The organism is Lysinibacillus sp. OL1 (assembly GCF_004332175.1).
Lineage (GTDB): Bacteria > Bacillota > Bacilli > Bacillales_A > Planococcaceae > Lysinibacillus > Lysinibacillus capsici.
Window position 1 is genome coordinate 515,231 of record NZ_SJDS01000001.1, and the last position, 18,434, is coordinate 533,664.

The 18,434-nt window shown below is 37.9% G+C and carries 19 protein-coding genes; 13 read left to right on the forward strand and 6 right to left on the reverse strand.

Features of this window, described 5'->3' with window-relative positions; all coding sequences use genetic code 11:
* Positions 1-4: 4 nt before the first annotated feature.
* A complete protein-coding gene (locus tag EW028_RS02560; protein WP_227744833.1) occupies positions 5-592 on the reverse strand; it encodes a TetR/AcrR family transcriptional regulator in 588 nt (195 codons plus the stop codon).
* A 153-nt stretch (positions 593-745) separates the two neighbouring features.
* On the opposite strand from EW028_RS02560, the gene EW028_RS02565 reads away from it, so the two are divergent.
* The 10 genes from EW028_RS02565 to EW028_RS02610 all read left to right on the forward strand — a co-directional run bounded on the left by EW028_RS02565 (position 746) and on the right by EW028_RS02610 (position 10,689).
* Entirely contained in the window at positions 746-1,060 is a 315-nt protein-coding gene (locus EW028_RS02565) for a PadR family transcriptional regulator (RefSeq protein WP_131519801.1), read from the forward strand.
* Position 1,061: 1 nt separating this feature from the next.
* Positions 1,062-1,598 (forward strand): DUF2812 domain-containing protein, encoded by a 537-nt coding sequence (locus EW028_RS02570; RefSeq protein ID WP_131519802.1) that lies wholly within the window; start codon positions 1,062-1,064, stop codon positions 1,596-1,598.
* A 77-nt stretch (positions 1,599-1,675) separates the two neighbouring features.
* The gene (locus EW028_RS02575; RefSeq protein WP_131519803.1) at positions 1,676-2,206 is read left to right on the forward strand and encodes a DUF2812 domain-containing protein; all 531 of its coding nucleotides are present in this window, start codon (positions 1,676-1,678) and stop codon (positions 2,204-2,206) included.
* Between the two features lie 13 nt (positions 2,207-2,219).
* Positions 2,220-3,125: an ABC transporter ATP-binding protein gene (locus EW028_RS02580; protein WP_048390175.1), complete on the forward strand. Its 906-nt coding sequence runs from the start codon at positions 2,220-2,222 to the stop codon at positions 3,123-3,125.
* Positions 3,109-4,353 carry an ABC transporter permease gene (locus tag EW028_RS02585; protein ID WP_131519804.1) on the forward strand — a complete coding sequence of 415 codons (1,245 nt, stop codon included), beginning with the start codon at positions 3,109-3,111 and terminating at the stop codon, positions 4,351-4,353. The genes EW028_RS02580 and EW028_RS02585 overlap by 17 nt, the downstream gene beginning before the upstream one ends.
* A 139-nt stretch (positions 4,354-4,492) precedes the next feature.
* Positions 4,493-4,750, forward strand: a complete 258-nt coding sequence (locus tag EW028_RS02590; protein ID WP_048390179.1) for a hypothetical protein — start codon at positions 4,493-4,495, stop codon at positions 4,748-4,750.
* Between the two features lie 67 nt (positions 4,751-4,817).
* Positions 4,818-5,987: a toxic anion resistance protein gene (locus tag EW028_RS02595; RefSeq protein WP_048390185.1), complete on the forward strand. Its 1,170-nt coding sequence runs from the start codon at positions 4,818-4,820 to the stop codon at positions 5,985-5,987.
* A 223-nt stretch (positions 5,988-6,210) separates the two neighbouring features.
* Positions 6,211-6,747 carry a hypothetical protein gene (locus EW028_RS02600; protein ID WP_048390186.1) on the forward strand — a complete coding sequence of 179 codons (537 nt, stop codon included), beginning with the start codon at positions 6,211-6,213 and terminating at the stop codon, positions 6,745-6,747.
* Positions 6,748-6,881: 134 nt separating this feature from the next.
* On the forward strand, positions 6,882-7,790 hold the full coding sequence (gene rarD / locus EW028_RS02605) for an EamA family transporter RarD (protein WP_131519805.1): 909 nt from the start codon (positions 6,882-6,884) through the stop codon (positions 7,788-7,790).
* Positions 7,791-8,784: 994 nt separating this feature from the next.
* A complete protein-coding gene (locus tag EW028_RS02610) occupies positions 8,785-10,689 on the forward strand; it encodes an endonuclease MutS2 (protein ID WP_131519806.1) in 1,905 nt (634 codons plus the stop codon).
* 40 nt (positions 10,690-10,729) lie between these two features.
* On the opposite strand, the gene EW028_RS02615 is transcribed toward EW028_RS02610, so the two are convergent.
* Entirely contained in the window at positions 10,730-11,983 is a 1,254-nt protein-coding gene (locus tag EW028_RS02615; protein WP_131519807.1) for a helix-turn-helix domain-containing protein, read from the reverse strand.
* A 122-nt stretch (positions 11,984-12,105) separates the two neighbouring features.
* Here EW028_RS02615 and EW028_RS02620 point away from each other — a divergent pair, with 122 nt between their 5' ends.
* Positions 12,106-13,401, forward strand: coding sequence for an MFS transporter (locus tag EW028_RS02620; protein WP_131519808.1), 1,296 nt, complete (start codon positions 12,106-12,108; stop codon positions 13,399-13,401).
* Positions 13,402-13,437: 36 nt separating this feature from the next.
* On the opposite strand, the gene EW028_RS02625 is transcribed toward EW028_RS02620, so the two are convergent.
* The 4 genes from EW028_RS02625 to EW028_RS02640 form a co-directional block, all read right to left on the reverse strand.
* Positions 13,438-14,154 carry a LutC/YkgG family protein gene (locus tag EW028_RS02625; protein WP_054550844.1) on the reverse strand — a complete coding sequence of 239 codons (717 nt, stop codon included), beginning with the start codon at positions 14,152-14,154 and terminating at the stop codon, positions 13,438-13,440.
* Positions 14,154-15,581, reverse strand: coding sequence for a LutB/LldF family L-lactate oxidation iron-sulfur protein (locus EW028_RS02630; RefSeq protein ID WP_131519809.1), 1,428 nt, complete (start codon positions 15,579-15,581; stop codon positions 14,154-14,156). Before EW028_RS02630 ends, EW028_RS02625 begins: the two co-directional genes overlap by 1 nt.
* A 15-nt stretch (positions 15,582-15,596) precedes the next feature.
* Positions 15,597-16,313 carry a (Fe-S)-binding protein gene (locus EW028_RS02635; protein WP_115673934.1) on the reverse strand — a complete coding sequence of 239 codons (717 nt, stop codon included), beginning with the start codon at positions 16,311-16,313 and terminating at the stop codon, positions 15,597-15,599.
* 141 nt (positions 16,314-16,454) lie between these two features.
* A complete protein-coding gene (locus tag EW028_RS02640) occupies positions 16,455-17,186 on the reverse strand; it encodes a FadR/GntR family transcriptional regulator (protein ID WP_131519810.1) in 732 nt (243 codons plus the stop codon).
* A 266-nt stretch (positions 17,187-17,452) separates the two neighbouring features.
* On the opposite strand from EW028_RS02640, the gene EW028_RS25065 reads away from it, so the two are divergent.
* Positions 17,453-17,632: a hypothetical protein gene (locus tag EW028_RS25065; RefSeq protein WP_193767301.1), complete on the forward strand. Its 180-nt coding sequence runs from the start codon at positions 17,453-17,455 to the stop codon at positions 17,630-17,632.
* Positions 17,633-17,698: 66 nt separating this feature from the next.
* On the forward strand, positions 17,699-18,409 hold the full coding sequence (locus EW028_RS02645; protein WP_016995208.1) for a cytochrome c biogenesis CcdA family protein: 711 nt from the start codon (positions 17,699-17,701) through the stop codon (positions 18,407-18,409).
* The last annotated feature ends 25 nt before the right edge of the window (positions 18,410-18,434 follow it).

The window sequence follows — 18,434 nt, forward strand, 5'->3', positions numbered from 1 at the left end:
TTTTCTAGGAAACGAGTCCCCTAGAAAAAATAGCAACACTAGTTTGTAAAAGTTCTTCAGTTGGTAAGTCAGACACGATAGTTCCAAGGCGAGCACGTGACATAAAATGACCAAAATTCAAAGCTATAAGCGATAACGCTGCTGCTTCAAAATCAACTTCTCTTATTTTTCCTTGTTGATGCATCTCTTGAAAATAGTGAATGAGCTCCTTTTTTATGAGGAGCGGGAGATTGGCGATTTCCTCACTAATTTCAGGAAATTGAATAGATTCCTTAAAGCCGATCATGACAAAATCTTTAATCGACATTAAAAAATGAAAATGCTTCAGTGAGAAATTTAATAAATCCTTTTCTAATTCCCACGTTACATTTTGATTGATCTCCTGCTGTAGAAGAGGATAATAAGAAAATTGCTCAATAATGGCTTTTAATAAACCACGTTTGTTGCCAAAGTGACGAAAAAGAGTGACCTCATTGACACCTGCTAATTCTGCAATGGTTTTGGTAGTTGCAGCTGTATAGCCTTTTTCACTAATCAATTGTAGAGCAGCTTCGATAATTCGTTGCGCAGTTCCTTTCGTTGTCAAGAACATACTTCCTTCCATGCAAGTAATTACTTACATCCTAGCATAGTGTACGAGGATCTGCAACACTGTGAATGAGCGTTGACAATTATATCGACTGCTGATATATTTTAAGTATATCGACTGGCGATATATTGATGGACGATATAAAGGAGGATTTGTATGACACAGGAGCATCCGCCATTAACAGAGGGCGTTTATTATATTTTATTAGCATTATTTGAGTCGAGGCATGGCTATGGCATTATGCAATTGGTGGAAGAAATGAGCAATGGAAGAGTGCGCTTAGGGGCCGGAACCATATATGGTGCGATTAAAACATTGTTGGAACGAGGATGGATAGAGGCACTTGATGGAGATGGCAGAAAGAAAGAATATATTATTACTGAAACTGGAAAAACAGTGGTGGAATATGAAATTTTACGATTAAGGGAACTTTTTGACAATGGTATCCGTATAACGAGAGGAGTTGAATAATATGCATAAATATCGATTGATGATTAATCCCTATGCAATAGAGAAGTGGGTCAATGACATGGCTAGTCAGGGCTGGCACTTAAAAAAATTTACATGGATTCGTTTTACGTTTGAGCGTGGAGAACCAAACAGCTATATTTATCGCCATGATGAATTAGAGCGATTCGGTACGCACTATGAAGAGGAATTTCTCGAATTTCTCAAATCCTCTGACATTGAACAAGTAGACCGCTCTGGAAATTTTGTATTTTTTAGAAAAGCAGCACAGGAAGATCCATTTGAGCTGTATACAGATAAAAAAACGAAAATTGGTAACCTGTCAAAAAAGATGAGGATCCTGCTTTCTCTTATTCTACTTAATTTGTTCATTGGACTGATCGGTTTAATTGGCGATTTTTCGGAGCAAACAACAGACTGGGTTGGTTTTGCGTTAAATACGCTGAATCTTGTGGTTGTTGTAGTATTTGCCCTCCCATTCTATAAGCTTATGCGTATACGTAATCGATTAAAGAGAGAATTAAATGTATTTTCGGATTAACGAAGCGTCTATTATTTTCCGGGAAATCAGAAAATAATGAAAAAGGAAGCATGATTTTATAGTAGGAGTGATGCAAAATGAAAAAAAGAATGTATCGTTTTTTTATTGATTACGAAAAGGAAGAACGCTGGGTCAATGACATGGCAGATCGGGGGTGGAATCTTAAAAAGACAGTAGTAGGCTACTTTGTTTTTGAAAAAGGGACACCAGGTCAATATATTTATCGAAATGAATTTATCAATAGAAAGTCGAAGGATTATTTTGAGTTTCTAGACGAAATGCATATCGAGTGTGTGTCTAAGTTTGGTGGGTGGGCCTATTATCGAAAACCAAAATCGGAGGGCCCTTTTGAGATATTTTCAGATGCTTCCTCGAAAATAAAATATATTAAATCCATGAATCGCATTTTTATATTCGTGCTACTGTTAAATTTAATCATTGGTATTTATAATCTATCGCTAGGTTTACGGGAATTCGTTGTAGGATCTATGAATACAAGTGTGGGGTGCATGAATTTGATTGTCGCCTTACTGCTATTCATTCCTATAGTAAAAAATGAAAATCGTAAAAAGGGCTTGAAACAAGACTTACATATATTTGAAGGATAAGGAGGAAGACAACATGACATTACAGTTACAGCATGTCACAAAGAAGTACAAGGATTTTACAGCTGTAGATGATTTAAATTTTACCATTGAAAAAGGGGAAATTTTCGGTCTAATTGGTCAAAATGGTGCAGGAAAAACAACGACATTCCGAATGATTTTAGATTTACAGGAGACGACAGCGGGGACGATTACTTGGGATGGGCAGCCAGTTAATGCCATTAACCGAGATGTCCTTGGTTATTTACCAGAGGAGCGTGGTATTTTCCCAACAATGAAGGTAGAGGAGCAGCTTTACTTTTTTGGTGAGCTACGTGGCATGAAACGAGCAGAGCTGAAAAAGGAAATAGATTTTTGGATTCAACGCTTTGAACTGGAGGAAAAACGCAAGGATAAGGCAGAAACACTGTCAAAGGGGAATCAGCAAAAGGTACAGCTAATTGCAAGCTTTATCCATAAACCTGCGTTTTTAATTTTAGATGAGCCGTTCAGTGGGCTAGATCCCGTCAATAAAGATTTACTAAAGGATGCTATTTTACTATTGAAAGAGCAAGGCACGACGATTTTGTTCTCCAGTCACCAAATGGACAATGTCGAGGAGCTTTGTGATCATTTGTGTTTATTAAAACGAGGTGTTTCTTTATTTTCTGGAAGCTTACTAGATTTAAAGAAACAATATGGTAAAACAAAGCTTGCTGTCCGTACGGATTGGTCAACAACACAATTATTGGCACTTGAGGGTGTCAAGGATGTGCGTGTAGAGAAGGAGCAAACAGTGCTTACATTAGTGGACGAAAGCTTTGCTCAAGGTATCTTTGAGCAGCTATCCAATGGGAAGTATATTGAAAAATTCAGCTTAGATTATTTATCGTTAGATGAAATCTTTAAAGATAAGGTAGGTGGCCATGTTGTCGAAGTTTAGTTTATTAATGAAGCAATTATATAAAGCTAAAATTAAATCAAAATCCTTTATCTTAATGACTTGTTTATATGTAATTGTCATGTCAGTGGCTGTCTTCTGGTCAGAAATTAAGGAATTATTCACAGGTGATGATGAAGCACAGCAAATCGCGATTATTAATAAAACCTCTGCTGATCTAAGTGGTATTTTTGTCTCGAATGGAGATATGAATTTTATTCAAGATGAGCAAGATGTATCGACCCTTGAAAAAAGAGTAAAGGCTGGCAAGCTGGATGCGATTGTGACGATTAACGACCAAAATGGTCAATTACATGCGGAAATTGCTACGTTTACACCACTGAAATTAAACGATCAATCTACATTATCATCCTTATTACAATATGCAGGACAACACTATGCCGTACAACAATTATCGCTTTCACCTGAGCAAGCGGCACAAATCATGGCAGCTCAAACAACAATTTCCACGAAAAACTTAAATGAGGCATCAACAGGTGGAAAAAGTGAAGAAGAAAAGCAATCAGGGCTAGTAGTTTCCTATGCGGTAGGGATTTTAATCTATTTCTTCATTTCTACATTCCTATCGATGATTACGACTGAAATAGCCTCTGAAAAAGGCTCACGCGCAATGGAAATGCTTTTAGTTAGTGTCAAACCTGGGACACATTTTAAAGCAAAAATCGCTGGAGTTTTATTGCTCGCTTTAACACAGATGGGTATTATTGCGATTGTGTTCCTTATCTATGCGAAGTTTATCAAAGGTGGAATGGTTTGGGATGCAGCTGCTAGCATTGTCAAGGAATTGTCCGTTGGCTATGTCATCTATGCTATCGTATTCCTACTGTTAACAGTTATCCTTTATCTTATTATCGGTGCATTATTTGGCTCTTTAGTATCGAAAGTAGAAGAGGCGGGTCAAGTATTAATGCCTGCGATGATTATTACGATTATTGGCTTCTATGTTATGCTGACAGGCATGGGGAATCCAGATACAATTATCATTAAAATATTCTCTTATATCCCACTAACTTCTGGAATGATCATGCCAATGCGTATTGGCGCTACAGATATCGGTGGCATTGTACCATTACTTTCTTTAGGAATTTTAGTCGTAACGATTGTTGTCGTATACCTATTCAGTTTATCGTTCTATAAACGTAGTGTATTGACATATAGCTCTGGCGGCGTCATTCAAAAAATTAAAACGGTATTAAAGGTAACAACATAACATAATGGCAGCTACATGGATAATGTAGCTGCTTTTTTGGTGTTATGGTGCCATTGTTAGCAAACAATGTAAAGGAATTTACGGAATCAGTCGAATTTTGGCTAGAAAGAAGCTATAATTTATAAAAGGGGATGGGATGATGTTAGCTAAATCAGAGGTGGAGGCAATTCTTGACCGATCATCAAATCAGCGTTTAGCAACAATCGAAGAAAAAGCGCAGCTCTTTCAAAAGCTTCAACAGCTGTGTCCTACTAGTAAAGAAATAGCAGAAATTCTTCACTATTGCACTGAAGTGGAAATTTTTGTTGATAATGCTCACCCTAATCAATATAGTTTGCAATATAAGGTACATCAGAATGGCTATTGTATAGCAGATTCGTATTTTTTCATCCTATAGAAAATGAAACTTTTTTACATGGTAATCGTAAGTAATTAGTAGAGATAAATTGCAGGGGGTAAAACATATGTCTGAATTCAACAATGATCTTTTAAAATCCAAGGACCCATTCGCTTCAGAAAATCCTTTATTACAGCCAAATCCACTTTTACAGCAAACAGCTGAGCAAAAGCCAGTACTTGTATCTGAGCAGGAACTATCACAAATCGCTCAAAACCAGCTAATGTTAAAGCAGGATCCAGAGGTTCATACACTTGCACAAAAAATTGATGTCAAAGATCAAATTGCCATGCTAGAGCTCGGTAAAGAAACGGCAAGTGGCATTTCAACCTTTTCTGATAAAATGCTCGCAACGATGAAAGCTAGTAAGCTGGAAGAATCGAGTGTGCTTTTAAATAACCTGAATAAAATTATGGATAAATTTGATCCACAGGATTTTGCGGAAGAGAAAAAGGGCGGTTTCATCTCCAAGCTCTTTAACAAAGGAAAAGAACAATTGGAAAGGTTCTTATCTAAGTATGACAGCATGAATAAAGAAGTGGATGTCATTTACCGTGAAATCCAAAAATATGAAGGGGAAATGAAGCGTAATACCATTGACCTTGAAAATTTGTATGATCAAAACTTAAACTACTTCCAATCATTAAGTAAATTTGTTGCAGCTATTGAAGTGAAAACAGAAGAGGTTCGTGCGTCTTTACCAGCACTTGAACAAAAGGCTCAAAGTGGTGATCAATTGGCAGCTATGGAATATGAAACAATGCTACGCGCTGTGGAATTATTAGAACAACGTCGCTATGATTTAGAAATGGCACAACAAGTATCATTCCAATCAGCACCACAAATTCGCTTAATGCAGCAAGGGAACAATCATCTAATTGCCAAGATTAATTCTGCCTTTGTCACAACGATTCCGATCTTTAAGCAGGGGCTTATTCACGCAGTGACATTGAAGCGTCAAAAGTTGATTTCTGATTCTATGGTGGAACTAGATCGCCGTACGAATGAAATGCTTGTGCGTAATGCAGAAAATATTAGTAAGAACAGTGTGAATATCGCTCGTCAAGCTGGTAGCCCAAGCATTAAAATCGAAACCATTGAAACAACATGGCAAACAATTATGGCTGGTATTCAAGAAACAAAGCAAATTCAAGCAGAAACAGCAAGAAACCGTGAAGAAGGTCGTAAACGTATTGAGCGTTTGCAATTGGAGTATGAGAAACTGAAAAAAATGTAAGGCTAAAGCTTCTTGCAGCTATTGTTGCAAGAGGCTTTTTTTATGGAAAGGGTAGGCAGATAGAGGCTCCTTCCACACAAGTGAAATGATCTTTGACAAAAAGTAAAATAGTGATTATGATAATGTTAAATGAGAATGATTATCAAATAGAAAAGGAAGCGGAAAGATGCTACACAAAGGTATTCGATTACATGTAATTATTCGTGGAGGAGTGAAAAAATAAATGGCAAATAAAATAAATCCCTCTACGTTGTCGTATGAGCCGTTTAAAGATGGAACGCTTGCTCTATACACGACAGATAGCTTAATGATTGTACCGCAAAGTCGCTATCTAGAGCTTTTGCATATGGAAGAGTTATATAATGCTATGTATAAGGATTTAGATAACAAGCAAAATGGTTTAGAACGAGAACGAAAAATGCTAAAAAAACAAAATGCACAGCTAACAGAGGATCTACAAAAGTTAAAGCAGCAAAACACGGTCTTGCAGAAAAAGGTCACTGAATATAATTGTGTGGTGGAGGAGATGAAGGTGCTCCGTCAACAAAATACAGATCTTCTCATTGAACTGAGTAAATATACAGCGATGTCAAGAGAGTCATTGACGGGGCCCTTGAAGTCGATGATTCGAGATATGCGTGAGCAAGGGGTTGGAATTAAAGAAATCCATATTCGCATCAAGCGCCAAATCAATCCAGAGATTAGCTATAGTACTGTACGCAAGTATATTTCTGAGCTAGAGTCGGAACAAAAAGGTTAACAGCTTTTAAAAGGAACTAGAAATTTGGCATTTACAGCAGCTACTCAAAGTCCTATAATGAGTCTATTCTTTAACTAGTTTAAGATTATAGGAAATCGTTAACCGATTTCAGTAAGAGTAGGAGCGTTAATATCATGTCAAATGAGAAAAAAGGAGTTTTGGCAGCCTTTTTTGCCTATGCCTTTTGGGGAGCATTCCCTCTATATTGGAAATTACTTGAGCATGTACCAAGTATGGAGATTTTATTATCCCGTGTCATTTGGTCCTTTGTCTTTACGGTGCTGGCAGTACTCGTATTTCGAATGCGTCAGGATCTCGTAGCAGATTTAAAATATTTATGGTCACATCAAAAGCATTTCTGGCAGCTTGCGGGTGCATCCTTTGTCATTTCAATGAACTGGTATTTATATATTTGGGCAGTGACGCATAATCATCTCATTGAAACGAGCTTAGGTTATTATATTAATCCGCTATTGTCTGTAATTTTCGGGGTGATTTTCTTTAAAGAATCGCTGAGTCGTGCACAATGGGTAGCAACAGGAATTGCTTTTATTGCGGTGATTATTTTAACGATCAATTACGGCTCAGTACCTTGGGTAGCTTTATTGATTGCCCTATCTTTTGCTATTTATGGTGTGCTGAAAAAGAAAATTACACTGGATGCTACAAGAGGCCTAGCCATTGAAACGTTATTGATTTTACCCTTTGCATTAGGCTATTATGTCTATCTTTTTGCTACACATCAAGCCTCGTTTTTACATGTCAATGTTAAAACAGATATTTTGATGATCTTTAGTGGTTTAGTAACAGCCGTCCCGCTTATTTTATTTGCGAAGGGGGCACAAAATATTCCTTTATATTTACTAGGATTTATCCAATATGTATCGCCAACGATTGTCTTGATTTTAGGCATTGTGCTTTACAAAGAGCCATTTAGTCAGGTTGAGCTCCTTGCATTCAGCATTATTTGGGCTGCTTTACTTTTATTTTCTGGTTCGAAAATTATAGAAACAAGAAAAGCCCATCATAAATCAGTTTCGTAAAAGACTTGTAGATTTTTCTACAGGTCTTTTTTTGTAACTTTTACCACTTCGCTTTGTAATGCACAAAACTTTTTTATTCCTTATCGGATTGGGCTGCTAGATTGTCTGCTATTTTGTTTAATCGTATCCGAAAGATCGATAAAATTCCTCCACTAACATGGTGAAAAATATAGGTAGCTTATTGAGATGAAGTGACTGTTTGAGCACTATTAAAATCGCTAGAGCGAATGGCAGAACGATTACAACACTGCGGGGTTTTTCAGCTCATGCTTTTGCCTTCTAAAAAATAACCAACAAATAATGGTAGCCATTAAGAGTGCACTGAGTAGGATGAGGCTAACAATGAATAACTCATTAACGGCAGCTTTATACTACGCTAAATGCAAGACTGCATAATGAAAGCCCATAGCGTTTATTTCACCACTCACAGTTGATGTGGCAGAGGCTGTAGGGATTATAAAAATAAATAAGAAAATGAAGGTAAACAGGCAATGGGGAGTCTTTTGTTGCATTTGGGTACTCCCTCCAAATAGAGTCTTTTTGATAGATTCGACAAAATAGGAGAAAACCTTTTGAAGGTAGGGACCTTTACTTTCCTGTTAGCATATAGTAAAATGTCAATAATTAGATAACAATGATCAATTAATGAGAGGTGCTTTTTGTGAGTGCGGTAGGTTCTAACTAGGTAAAAATTGAATGAAATAGTGGCGATGACGACAGCAGGGGATACATGTTATAAACACCCCTTATTTTGTCATGGATCTATTTCAACAACCTATGTAGATACCTACAATACTTTATTAAGCGTGGCAGATAGGATAGATACTTCAATTAGCTGAAGTGTTATTTGTGATGCCAGGAAAACGCGCCTTTTAAAGATAGTGCTGTGGGGATTCCTCACAGCTTTTTTATTTTGTTTAAACCATCATTGCTATCTATTATTGGGTAGGTATCTTCATGTATGATAAAACATTACAATGAGGAGCAAAAAGAAATGAATAATACTACACTTGAAAAATTACAATATCATGAATTAAAGGACATCGTTAAATCCTATTGTGTCAGCGGGTTAGGCAAACAGCTTTTAGATAAATTAATGCCAAGCTCAAACTTAGCAGTGGTAAAAAATCGGTTGAATGAAACAACAGAAGCTCGTGCAATATTGGATGCAGAGGGGCATGTTCCGTTTTTAGGGGTATCGAATATTGAGCATATTATGACAAAGCTTGAAAAGGGAATGCTTCTAGATCCCAGTGAGCTAGTGAGTATCTCTGATTTTTTAAGAGGCTGCCGCAACATCAAAAAATTTATGTTAGATAAGGCATTTTTTGCGCCTGTTCTTTCCTCTTACGCTCATTCTATGGCTGAATTTAAAAGCGTGGAGGAAGAAATTAATTTTGCGATCAAAGCCAATCGTGTAGATTCGGCTGCTAGTCGTGAATTAAAACGCATCCGACATCATATGGAAACGACAGAGGAAAAAATTAAAGAACGTTTAACGAAATTTTTAAATAACAGTGCCAATAAACCGTATATTCAGGAATTTTTTATTAGTCAAAAGGATGATCGCTATACGATTCCGATTAAGGCGACCTATAAAAATCATGTACAGGGTATGGTCGTTGAAATTTCCTCAAAAGGGGCAACCGTTTTTATGGAGCCAAGTGTTGTCGCTAAATTAAATGTAGAATTAGCTACCTTAAAGGCTGAGGAAGCCGTGGAGGAATACCAGATTTTAGCTTCTTTATCAGGGCTATTGATGGAACATCTTCATGCCATCACCATTAACATGGAGTTGATTAGTCAATACGATATGGTTTTTGCCAAAGCGAAGTTCAGTAGACAAATTGGTGGTAGGGAGCCACGTATAAATGATTACGGTTATATTCAACTAATCAATGGTAAGCATCCATTACTACCAGGAAATGCGGTACCCCTTCAATTTTCCATCGCGAAAGACTACCGTAGCTTAATTATTACAGGTCCAAACGCTGGTGGGAAAACAGTTGTGTTGAAAACCATTGGCCTTTTAACATTAGCTACGATGTCGGGCTTCCATATTGTAGCGGACGAAGGAACGGAAATGGCTGTATTTGATCATATCTTTGTTGATATTGGCGATAATCAAAGTATAGAGAATGCACTTAGTACGTTTTCTTCTCATATGAAAAATCTTTCCGATATTATGAGAGCTGCTAATAATCATACACTCTTACTATTTGATGAAATTGGCAGTGGAACAGAGCCAAATGAAGGAGCTGCACTAGCCATTGCGATATTAGAAGAATTTTATCAAATGGGCTGTATAACTGTGGCAACTACACATTATGGTGAAATTAAACGATTTTCTGAAATGCATCCTGATTTTATGAATGCGGCAATGCGCTTCCATGCTGAAACATTAGAGCCTTTGTACCAATTACTCATCGGCACCTCTGGAGAAAGCAATGCCTTATGGATTTCTAAAAAAATGAATGTCCGAGAAGCTGTTTTACAAAGAGCAAAGGATTATATAAATAATAAACAATATCAACTGACGATCGTTCAGGACAGTAAAATTCGAAAGCCTAAAGAAGAGAAAAAAAGCTTGGCAGCGGCTTATACATTTGCAAAGGGGGATCGTGTGAAATTATTGGACTATGATGATGTGGGATTGGTATATGAAGAAATGAATCCGTACAATAATGTCAGCGTATTCTATCAGGGGCAAATACTAGAGGTGAATGTAAAGAGGCTTGCCCTTGAATTACCTGCAACAGATTTATACCCTGAAGGATATGATCTAGAGACATTATTTGTAGACTATCAGGATCGGAAGCTTCAGCACGATATCGAACGTGGGTCGAAAAAAGCGTTACGCAAGATCCATAAACAAATAAAGAGTGATCGTCAGCAATAAAAACAAGGGATTGCACAGCCTCGTGCAATCCCTTTACTAATTAAGTTATGGAATCAATCTGTGCCTTAATCGTTCGATAGACTTCCTCAATTTTTCGTTTATAGGGCAAATCCACTAAATCCAGTGAATCTGTATAGGCCATTTTTGCAATTTCATAGGCTGTTGTTAGCTCACCAAAATGTGCATAGCAAAGGGCTTTATAGGAAAAGCATTCATTTAAGCTTAAAATATCATATGGATGATTAATATAGATCGGTCTGTGTTTATACTGTTCGAATGCAGCCTTCGCCTCCTCATATTGTCCTAGTAAATATAAGGATTTTCCTTTTTCAGCATAGTAAAAGTTTGGATCTAGCTTGTCTAAATAATCATCGTGTCTAAGCTGATAAAAACGTTCTATTTCCATCAGAGCCTGCTCATAATTATTGCTGTAATTATTACAATAATGTGCCTTCAATACAAAAATAAAAGCATCAACCTCAACACGTTCAGCAAATGCCTGATATTGCTCCAGTTTCATAAACATATGGTTGGTTTGTTCAAAATCACGATCAATCATGGCACAATAGGCACCAATTCTGTACATATTATCAATCTGATAGAACAGTTGGTTTTTATGAGCATTGGCAATCGTCTCTTGAATTAATTTTTTCCCTTCCTCATGCTCACCAATTGCAAGTTGGAAAATACTTGTATAATAAGTCATTAATAAGGCATCACGAGAATCGAGCTGATAGTCCTCTTGTTCGATAATTTCCTTTGCCTGTAAGATACGATCGTACGCCAATGTATATTGACGTTTTGCTGCTAAAATAGCCATCTCGAGGATAAAGGTTTTGAACCAATGGCTGAGTAAATTAATTTCCTTAAAAATAGTGCGGGCTTGCTGAAGCGGGACTTCCCATGTTGTTAATCCAGCTTCATACTGGGCATCTGCGTAAATATACAATAAACGGCCAGCTTCATAACTTTGAGGCAGGCCCTTCACAGACGGCTTAATTAAATCGACAATTTCTTGATGATGATGAGCATCACCACGTTTTACCTCTGCAAATAAACTTTCCACCTGCTCTAATAGCTGGCGTATGGAGGATGGGGTTACTTCTTCCAGTAATTCACTAGCTTTTACACCTAAACGTTCAGCAATATAGTCAAGGCTTTCCATAGAAGGCTTAGCCTTATCATTTTCTATTTGGCTTAACATTCCTTTAGTTAGACGATCACCGGCAAGTGCCTCTAATGTTAATTTTTGTTCTTTCCTTAATTTGCGAATTCGTGTGCCTAAAGAGTCCACTGCCTCGCCTCCTTTTGTTTAATTATATTAAACTTTCTCTTGCGTGAAAAGAGGGAGTTGTGGTATATTTTGTTTAACATAATTAAACTTTTTAATTTAGTTAAATAATGGGGGGGATTTAGATGAATGAAGCGGAAAAATTAAAAAAGGCAACCTATCACTTATGGACGTTCACGGTGAGTAAAATGATTGCCATGTTGGGTGCAAACGTCATGGCATTCGGTATTAGCTTGTATATTTTAGCGATGACTGGGTCGGCAATGAGCTTCGCTACCAATATGATTTGTTCAGTATTACCACGCGCACTTGTGGCACCCTTAGCAGGCTATGTCGCAGATAATTTTTCAAAAAAACGTACAATATTAATAGCACAGGCAGGAACCATTTTGACAGTAGGGGGATTACTGCTTTATACAGAAACAGTAGGAATGTCCGTTTATGCTATATACATAGCTACTGTTTTTAATACTATTTGCTCAGCCTTTTCTGGTGTAACGTTTTCATCAGCAATTGCCACACTTGTCAATCCAGAGAGATTACAACGTGCGATGTCATTTAACCAAATGTCAATGTCCGTAGCTGCAATTGGAGGACCAGTCATTGGTGGTATGATGTATGGATTTTTTAATATGGATGTATTTTTAATGGTGAATATGGTGGCCTATGCGATTGCCTTTTGTTTAGAGGCAACAATGGATTTTAACCTTTATAGTACAAGAGGGGAAGATACGAAAAAAGAAAAGATGTGGGAAGGGCTGAAAAGTGGTTTTCATTATATCAAGCAACGTAACGTCATTAAGACCATTATGTGGGTGGCATTGTGGATCAACCTATTCTTTTCTGCCATTGCTGTTGGAGGAACGTACATCATTATTGAATTGCTAAAAGTAGAATCCACACACTTTGGCTTTATTGAAGCGTCTGGTGCATTAGGTATGCTCTTAGCATCCCTTTATTTCGCAACAAGATCTGAAGTAAAGGTACCTTTACGCTTTTCGAAAATCAGCTTATTACTATTGGCGGGAAGTGTTGGCTTAGCAGTCATCCCTTTAGTTACTGATTTTTCCTATATAGCTATTGTGATCTTCTATCTCATCATTTACTTTATTTTCGCAATTTTCGAAATGGGGATTAATATGCCCATCGGGGTGTATATGCAAAAAATCATTGCGGAAGAGTACCGTGGGCGTGTTTTTGGGCTAATGGAGACGATGGCGATGTCCATGATGCCGATTGGTATGGTAGTCTATGGCATGTTATATGATACATTACCAGCAACTATTATTTTACCAGTAACGAGTGTCATTATTATTATCATTTCACTTGTGATGCTGCGCTCATCTATTTTAAAAGAGGCACATCCAGAGTATTATGAAAAAGCAGCTCTCCCAGAAGGTGTTGCGAACACAACAACTTAAAAGAACAGGCATGCGGTGAAATGCATGCCTGTTCTTTTACTGATCATCAATAACAATATAGGTTGCTTGAATAGGGCCATGGACACCAACGATAAGAATCATTTCGATATCGGCTGAGTTACTTGGTCCCGTAACAAAGTTGATACAGGAAGCAATTTTTTCACCCTGACGGATTTTTTCACTAATCCAACGAGCTGCCTGTGTCATACGAGGCACAATTGTACTTTTAGGAATGATAATGATCGACTTTTCAGGTAAAAAGCTAATGCTTCTCCCTCTATCTTTGCTACTAAAAAGCACGGCAGTCCCCGATTCTGCTAACGTCATTTCACTAATTGTCACGCCAATATTTGCTTTTTCAGCTTGACGGATATTTTCCTCAGGTTGCTGTGAATCCCATTCATAAAGCTGAATATTGGCTTGTGGCCATCGTTCGTTCATAAGTGCAGATAATCCGTAGTCCTGGAACCGTTTATCCTTCCATGTAATAACAGACTGACCTCCATACTTGTCAACAACGTCCTGTAAATCCTCTGGAAGTGTCGCAGTATTAGAAATGACAATATTGGTATGGATGTTGGCACACTGCTTAATTAATATTTCCACCAATTCATCCTTTGTCGCATCTTTGAGCACACGATCTTGTGGCTGATACTGCCAAGTTGGTCGTGGTAGTTCTGTCTTAGGCGAACGTCCGAGCTGCTTCGCAATATTTGCTAAAAAGGTTTCTCGACGCTGAATCATACCAGTCATTATTGCCCGCCTCCTTTTGGACGATGCTTCATCCAGTCTCTAAAGCTGTCTTTACTTGGTGCAGGGAAATCCCTTGCCTCAGTCCATGCTTTTAATGGGCCTGGCCCATTAGAAATAGTTTTGTTTTTGGTAAATGGAGACATGGCAGGTGCAGCCATTTTTGTCGCCATTTTATAAAGGGTAGGGGAGGAAGCCCCTAGTCCAAATGCCTTCATTAAAAGCTTTTCAGAGATAGGTGCCTTGCCCTCATTTTCAACAATGACCTGACGATGGCGGTGAATGAGCTGATGTAATGGAATTTTAACAGGGCATGCATCTGTACAAGCACCGCACAATGTAGAAGCATAGGGCAGTTCTTTAAAATCATCGTAGCCTCCTAAAAGTGGAGAGAGCACAACACCTACAGGTCCAGAGTAGATAGAGCCATACGTATGCCCACCAACATGACGATAGACAGGGCAAGCATTAACACAGGCAGCACAGCGAATGCATTGTAAAATAGGCTGGAATTCACTACCTAAAATAGCCGAGCGTCCATTATCAACAATAACTAAATGAAATTCCTCTGGTCCATCCGTATCCTCTTCGTCCTTTACGCCTGTTAACGTTGTAATATAGCTCGTTAGCTTTTGACCGACAGCACTTCTTGTTAATAAACTAACAAGGACCTCCATTTCTTCAAATGTAGGAACTATTCTTTCCATTCCCATAACTGTAATTTGTGTTTTTGGTAGCGCTGTTACTAAATCAGCATTGCCCTCATTCGTAACGAGTGTAATCGATCCACTTTCAGCAATAGCAAAATTACAGCCTGTAATACCAATATCGGCTGTTAAATATTCCTGTCTTAATTTTTCACGTACATAAAGGGCAAGTTCCTCTGGTTTTTCTGTTTGACTGTAGCCTTGTTTTTCCTTAAAAACATCTCGAATTTGCTCCTTATTTTTATGCAAGGCTGGGGCCACAATATGCGAAGGGGGCTCGTGATCTGCCACCTGCAAAATATATTCACCTAGGTCTGTCTCAATCACTTCACAACCAAGCGCTTCTAAAGCCGTATTTAAGTTAATTTCTTCTGTCACCATTGATTTGGATTTCACAATTTTTGCCGCATTTTTCTTTTTAGCAATGCTTTGAATATAGTCGGTTGCTTCCTGTGCAGTTTGCGCAAAGAACACATGCCCACCTCGTTTGGCAACATTTTCACTTAATTGATAAAGGTAATAATCAAGATTTGCTAAAACATGCTTGCGAATTTCCTCTCCATGAGAACGCCATTCTTCCCAATGTCCTAATTCCTCTGCTTGTTGAAGGCGACGTGTTTGAAAACGTTCTTGGGCACTCGAAACCGCACGACGCATAAACTGATTATCTAGCTCTTTCGTGACACGTTGTTGAAACCGATCATCACTTGTTTTCATGGCCATGTTTATTTCCCCCTTTTATCGGCAATTTAACACTTCTGCAATATGCATCACTTTAATTGGCTTACCCTGACGTTGAATGCGACCACCGATATTCAATAAGCAGCCTGCGTCAGCTCCTATCAAAATGTCAGCGCCTGTTTCTTCCACATTCAGTACTTTTTCATTGACCATTTCTCCAGAAATATTGCCCATTTTAACTGAAAATGTACCACCAAATCCGCAGCATCGATCCTTACCAGGGAGATCCACATAATGCAAGCCCTTGACGTTCTTTAATAATTGGAAGGGTGCCTCTGTTACACCAAGTAATCTTGTCATATGGCATGACGTATGATAAGTAGCTTTACCTTCTAGATACGCTCCTACATCTTCTATCTTTAATACGTTGACAATAAACTCTGTGAATTCATAGGTTTTAGCTGCTAATGCTTGCGCTTTTGGCTCCCATATGGGGTCTCCTTTAAAAACTTCTGGATATTCCTTCAACATATAAGCGCAGGAACCAGAGGGAGAGACTACATATTCAGCATGCTCAAAGGCTGTGATCATTTTTTTCATCGCATTTTTCGATTCTTCGACATAGCCGCTATTGTAAGCAGGCTGTCCACAGCAAATTTGATCCTCTGGAAAGTCGATGTCACAGCCAAGTCTTTCTAATACTTCAACAACTGCTTTTCCCACATCCCCTTGAAACATATCCACTAAGCAAGTGGCGAATAGTGTGACTTTCATATTTCATCGCTCCTTTTATAAACAACTGGTCATCAGATGACTTTTTGATAATTTAATCTTACAACAAATTTGAAAAAGTGAAAACGTTTTTTTTATGAATTTTCAGAAAAGAAAAACTACCTAGCTTGTACTAGGTAGTTTTTAGTGTGAATTGGATTCTGTTGTTTCGAAATATTGTAATAGCACTTTTTCAACGTTGCTTAAATGAGATGCCATTGCATGTTTGGCTAGCTCTTCGTTTTGCTGTTTAATCGCGAGGAAAATCTGCATATGTTCATCATATAATTGTTCGCTCGTTGTTTTTTGTGAATACAACCAAATTCGCCGTGTCTCTTTCATCGTTTCGATCATTAAACCAGAAATTTGATCTAAAATTGTAGTGAGTAGGGGGTTTTGAGAGGCATTGGAAATAGCTGCATGAAATTGATAATCTGCTTTTTCACCAAGCTCGCCATCACCATGTGCCTGCTTCATATCCTCTAAAATTTGTACCATTGCCTGAATATCCTGATCTGTACGTTGGAGGGCTGCACGTCCTGCTGCTCCCACTTCAATAATTTTGCGCACTTCTAGTAAATGAGCAATATCCTGTCTATTCGTTAACATAGCGGTGGATAAAGGAAAGTCAAGCTGATGGGCTGGCACACTTTTGACAAACGTTCCAGAGCCTTGTTTGATTTCAATCAATCCCATTGCTTTTAATGCAGATAATGCCTCCCGTACAGCAGAACGACTCACTTGTAATTGCTCCGCAAGCTGCTCAACTGAGTCAAGCCGATCACCTGGCTTTAGGACACCAGCTCGTATTTTTTCATGTAAGATTTCGGATACTTCTTCATAGATCTTTTTTGGTCTAATCTTTCTTAATTCCAAGGGCTACACCTCTTTTTTCGCTCATTTGCTATCATCATTATACATGAAAATAAGTCATTTACTCATGGTTTACCATGAACACTTTGTGTAGAGTAGAGGACTATCGAAATTTAAAGAAATCATAATGGAAACATATAAACATATAATAAGGTCATCTGATGACTGTATATCCAGATGATTTAAAAGATGAGTGTAAAATAAATAGTTTCTTACTATAACATGGGCGTGATAGTGTCTATGAAAAACAGAAGCTTCTTTCAACATTAATGACAAGTAATCGACACTGTCAAGAAAAAGGTAGAAAAATTAGCTATACTCCTTTTGAAAAAGGGGGAAGATTGGCGGATTTTGTTGACAGAAAATCAACAGGAGCGCATAATGCAGAAGTAGCTTGGTGGGACTTCTCAGAAATCTCATCATTTTGCCATGAAACGTTCACAAACTAGAAGGGCGCTTTTTATTTTGTTTTTTGGTACGATGGATGCAGTAACTGTAAGGAGCGAATAAAAAATATGGGATCTGATATTAACGTATTTTTAGCTTTTGGTGCAGGGTTCTTAAGTTTTATTTCACCATGTACTCTTCCACTATATCCAGCATTTTTATCGTACATAACGGGTATGACATTAGATGAGCTAAAATCAGAAAAAGGTATGCTACAAAAACGTGCCATTTTCCACACACTATTCTTTTTACTAGGCTTTTCCATTATCTTTATCATTATTGGACTAAGTGCTTCATATGCAGCAGAATTCTTCCTGAATTATCAAACATTATTACGACAGGTTGGGGCTATTTTAATCGTCGTATTCGGTCTAATGATTGTCGGATTATTGCAGATAGACTTCTTAATGAAGGATCGAAAGTTCCAATTTAAAAATAGACCATCTGGCTATTTTGGGTCTGTCTTAATTGGTATTGCCTTTGCGGCAGGCTGGACACCATGTACAGGACCAATCCTTGCATCGATTATCATGTTAGCAAGTACAAACCCAGGTGCGGGCTTTAGCTATATGTTTGCGTATTATTTAGGATTCGCCATTCCATTCTTCGTGCTATCTTTCTTCATTTCACGAATGACTTGGATTCGTACACACAGCCAGAAAATTGTAAAAATCGGCGGTTACATCATGATTGCCGTTGGGATTTTATTATTCTTTGATGGCTTAACGTATATTACACGCGTTTTACAGCCTATTTTCGGTGGATTTACAGGGTTTTAATTTGTTAAACTAAAGAGGCATACCG

What these genes read in the sequence shown, in the direction of transcription:
- EW028_RS02575 (WP_131519803.1), top strand. Translation starts at nt 1,676, where the DNA reads ATGAAAAAAAGAATGTATCGTTTTTTTATTGATTACGAAAAGGAAGAA.
- EW028_RS02595 (WP_048390185.1), top strand. Translation starts at nt 4,818, where the DNA reads ATGTCTGAATTCAACAATGATCTTTTAAAATCCAAGGACCCATTCGCT.
- EW028_RS02630 (WP_131519809.1), bottom strand. Translation starts at nt 15,581, where the DNA reads ATGGCCATGAAAACAAGTGATGATCGGTTTCAACAACGTGTCACGAAA.
- EW028_RS02645 (WP_016995208.1), top strand. Translation starts at nt 17,699, where the DNA reads ATGGGATCTGATATTAACGTATTTTTAGCTTTTGGTGCAGGGTTCTTA.
- EW028_RS02625 (WP_054550844.1), bottom strand. Translation starts at nt 14,154, where the DNA reads ATGACTGGTATGATTCAGCGTCGAGAAACCTTTTTAGCAAATATTGCG.
- EW028_RS02585 (WP_131519804.1), top strand. Translation starts at nt 3,109, where the DNA reads ATGTTGTCGAAGTTTAGTTTATTAATGAAGCAATTATATAAAGCTAAA.
- EW028_RS02570 (WP_131519802.1), top strand. Translation starts at nt 1,062, where the DNA reads ATGCATAAATATCGATTGATGATTAATCCCTATGCAATAGAGAAGTGG.
- EW028_RS02560 (WP_227744833.1), bottom strand. Translation starts at nt 592, where the DNA reads ATGTTCTTGACAACGAAAGGAACTGCGCAACGAATTATCGAAGCTGCT.
- EW028_RS02580 (WP_048390175.1), top strand. Translation starts at nt 2,220, where the DNA reads ATGACATTACAGTTACAGCATGTCACAAAGAAGTACAAGGATTTTACA.
- EW028_RS25065 (WP_193767301.1), top strand. Translation starts at nt 17,453, where the DNA reads ATGACAAGTAATCGACACTGTCAAGAAAAAGGTAGAAAAATTAGCTAT.
- EW028_RS02610 (WP_131519806.1), top strand. Translation starts at nt 8,785, where the DNA reads ATGAATAATACTACACTTGAAAAATTACAATATCATGAATTAAAGGAC.
- EW028_RS02565 (WP_131519801.1), top strand. Translation starts at nt 746, where the DNA reads ATGACACAGGAGCATCCGCCATTAACAGAGGGCGTTTATTATATTTTA.
- EW028_RS02590 (WP_048390179.1), top strand. Translation starts at nt 4,493, where the DNA reads ATGTTAGCTAAATCAGAGGTGGAGGCAATTCTTGACCGATCATCAAAT.
- EW028_RS02635 (WP_115673934.1), bottom strand. Translation starts at nt 16,313, where the DNA reads ATGAAAGTCACACTATTCGCCACTTGCTTAGTGGATATGTTTCAAGGG.
- EW028_RS02620 (WP_131519808.1), top strand. Translation starts at nt 12,106, where the DNA reads ATGAATGAAGCGGAAAAATTAAAAAAGGCAACCTATCACTTATGGACG.
- EW028_RS02600 (WP_048390186.1), top strand. Translation starts at nt 6,211, where the DNA reads ATGGCAAATAAAATAAATCCCTCTACGTTGTCGTATGAGCCGTTTAAA.
- rarD (WP_131519805.1), top strand. Translation starts at nt 6,882, where the DNA reads ATGTCAAATGAGAAAAAAGGAGTTTTGGCAGCCTTTTTTGCCTATGCC.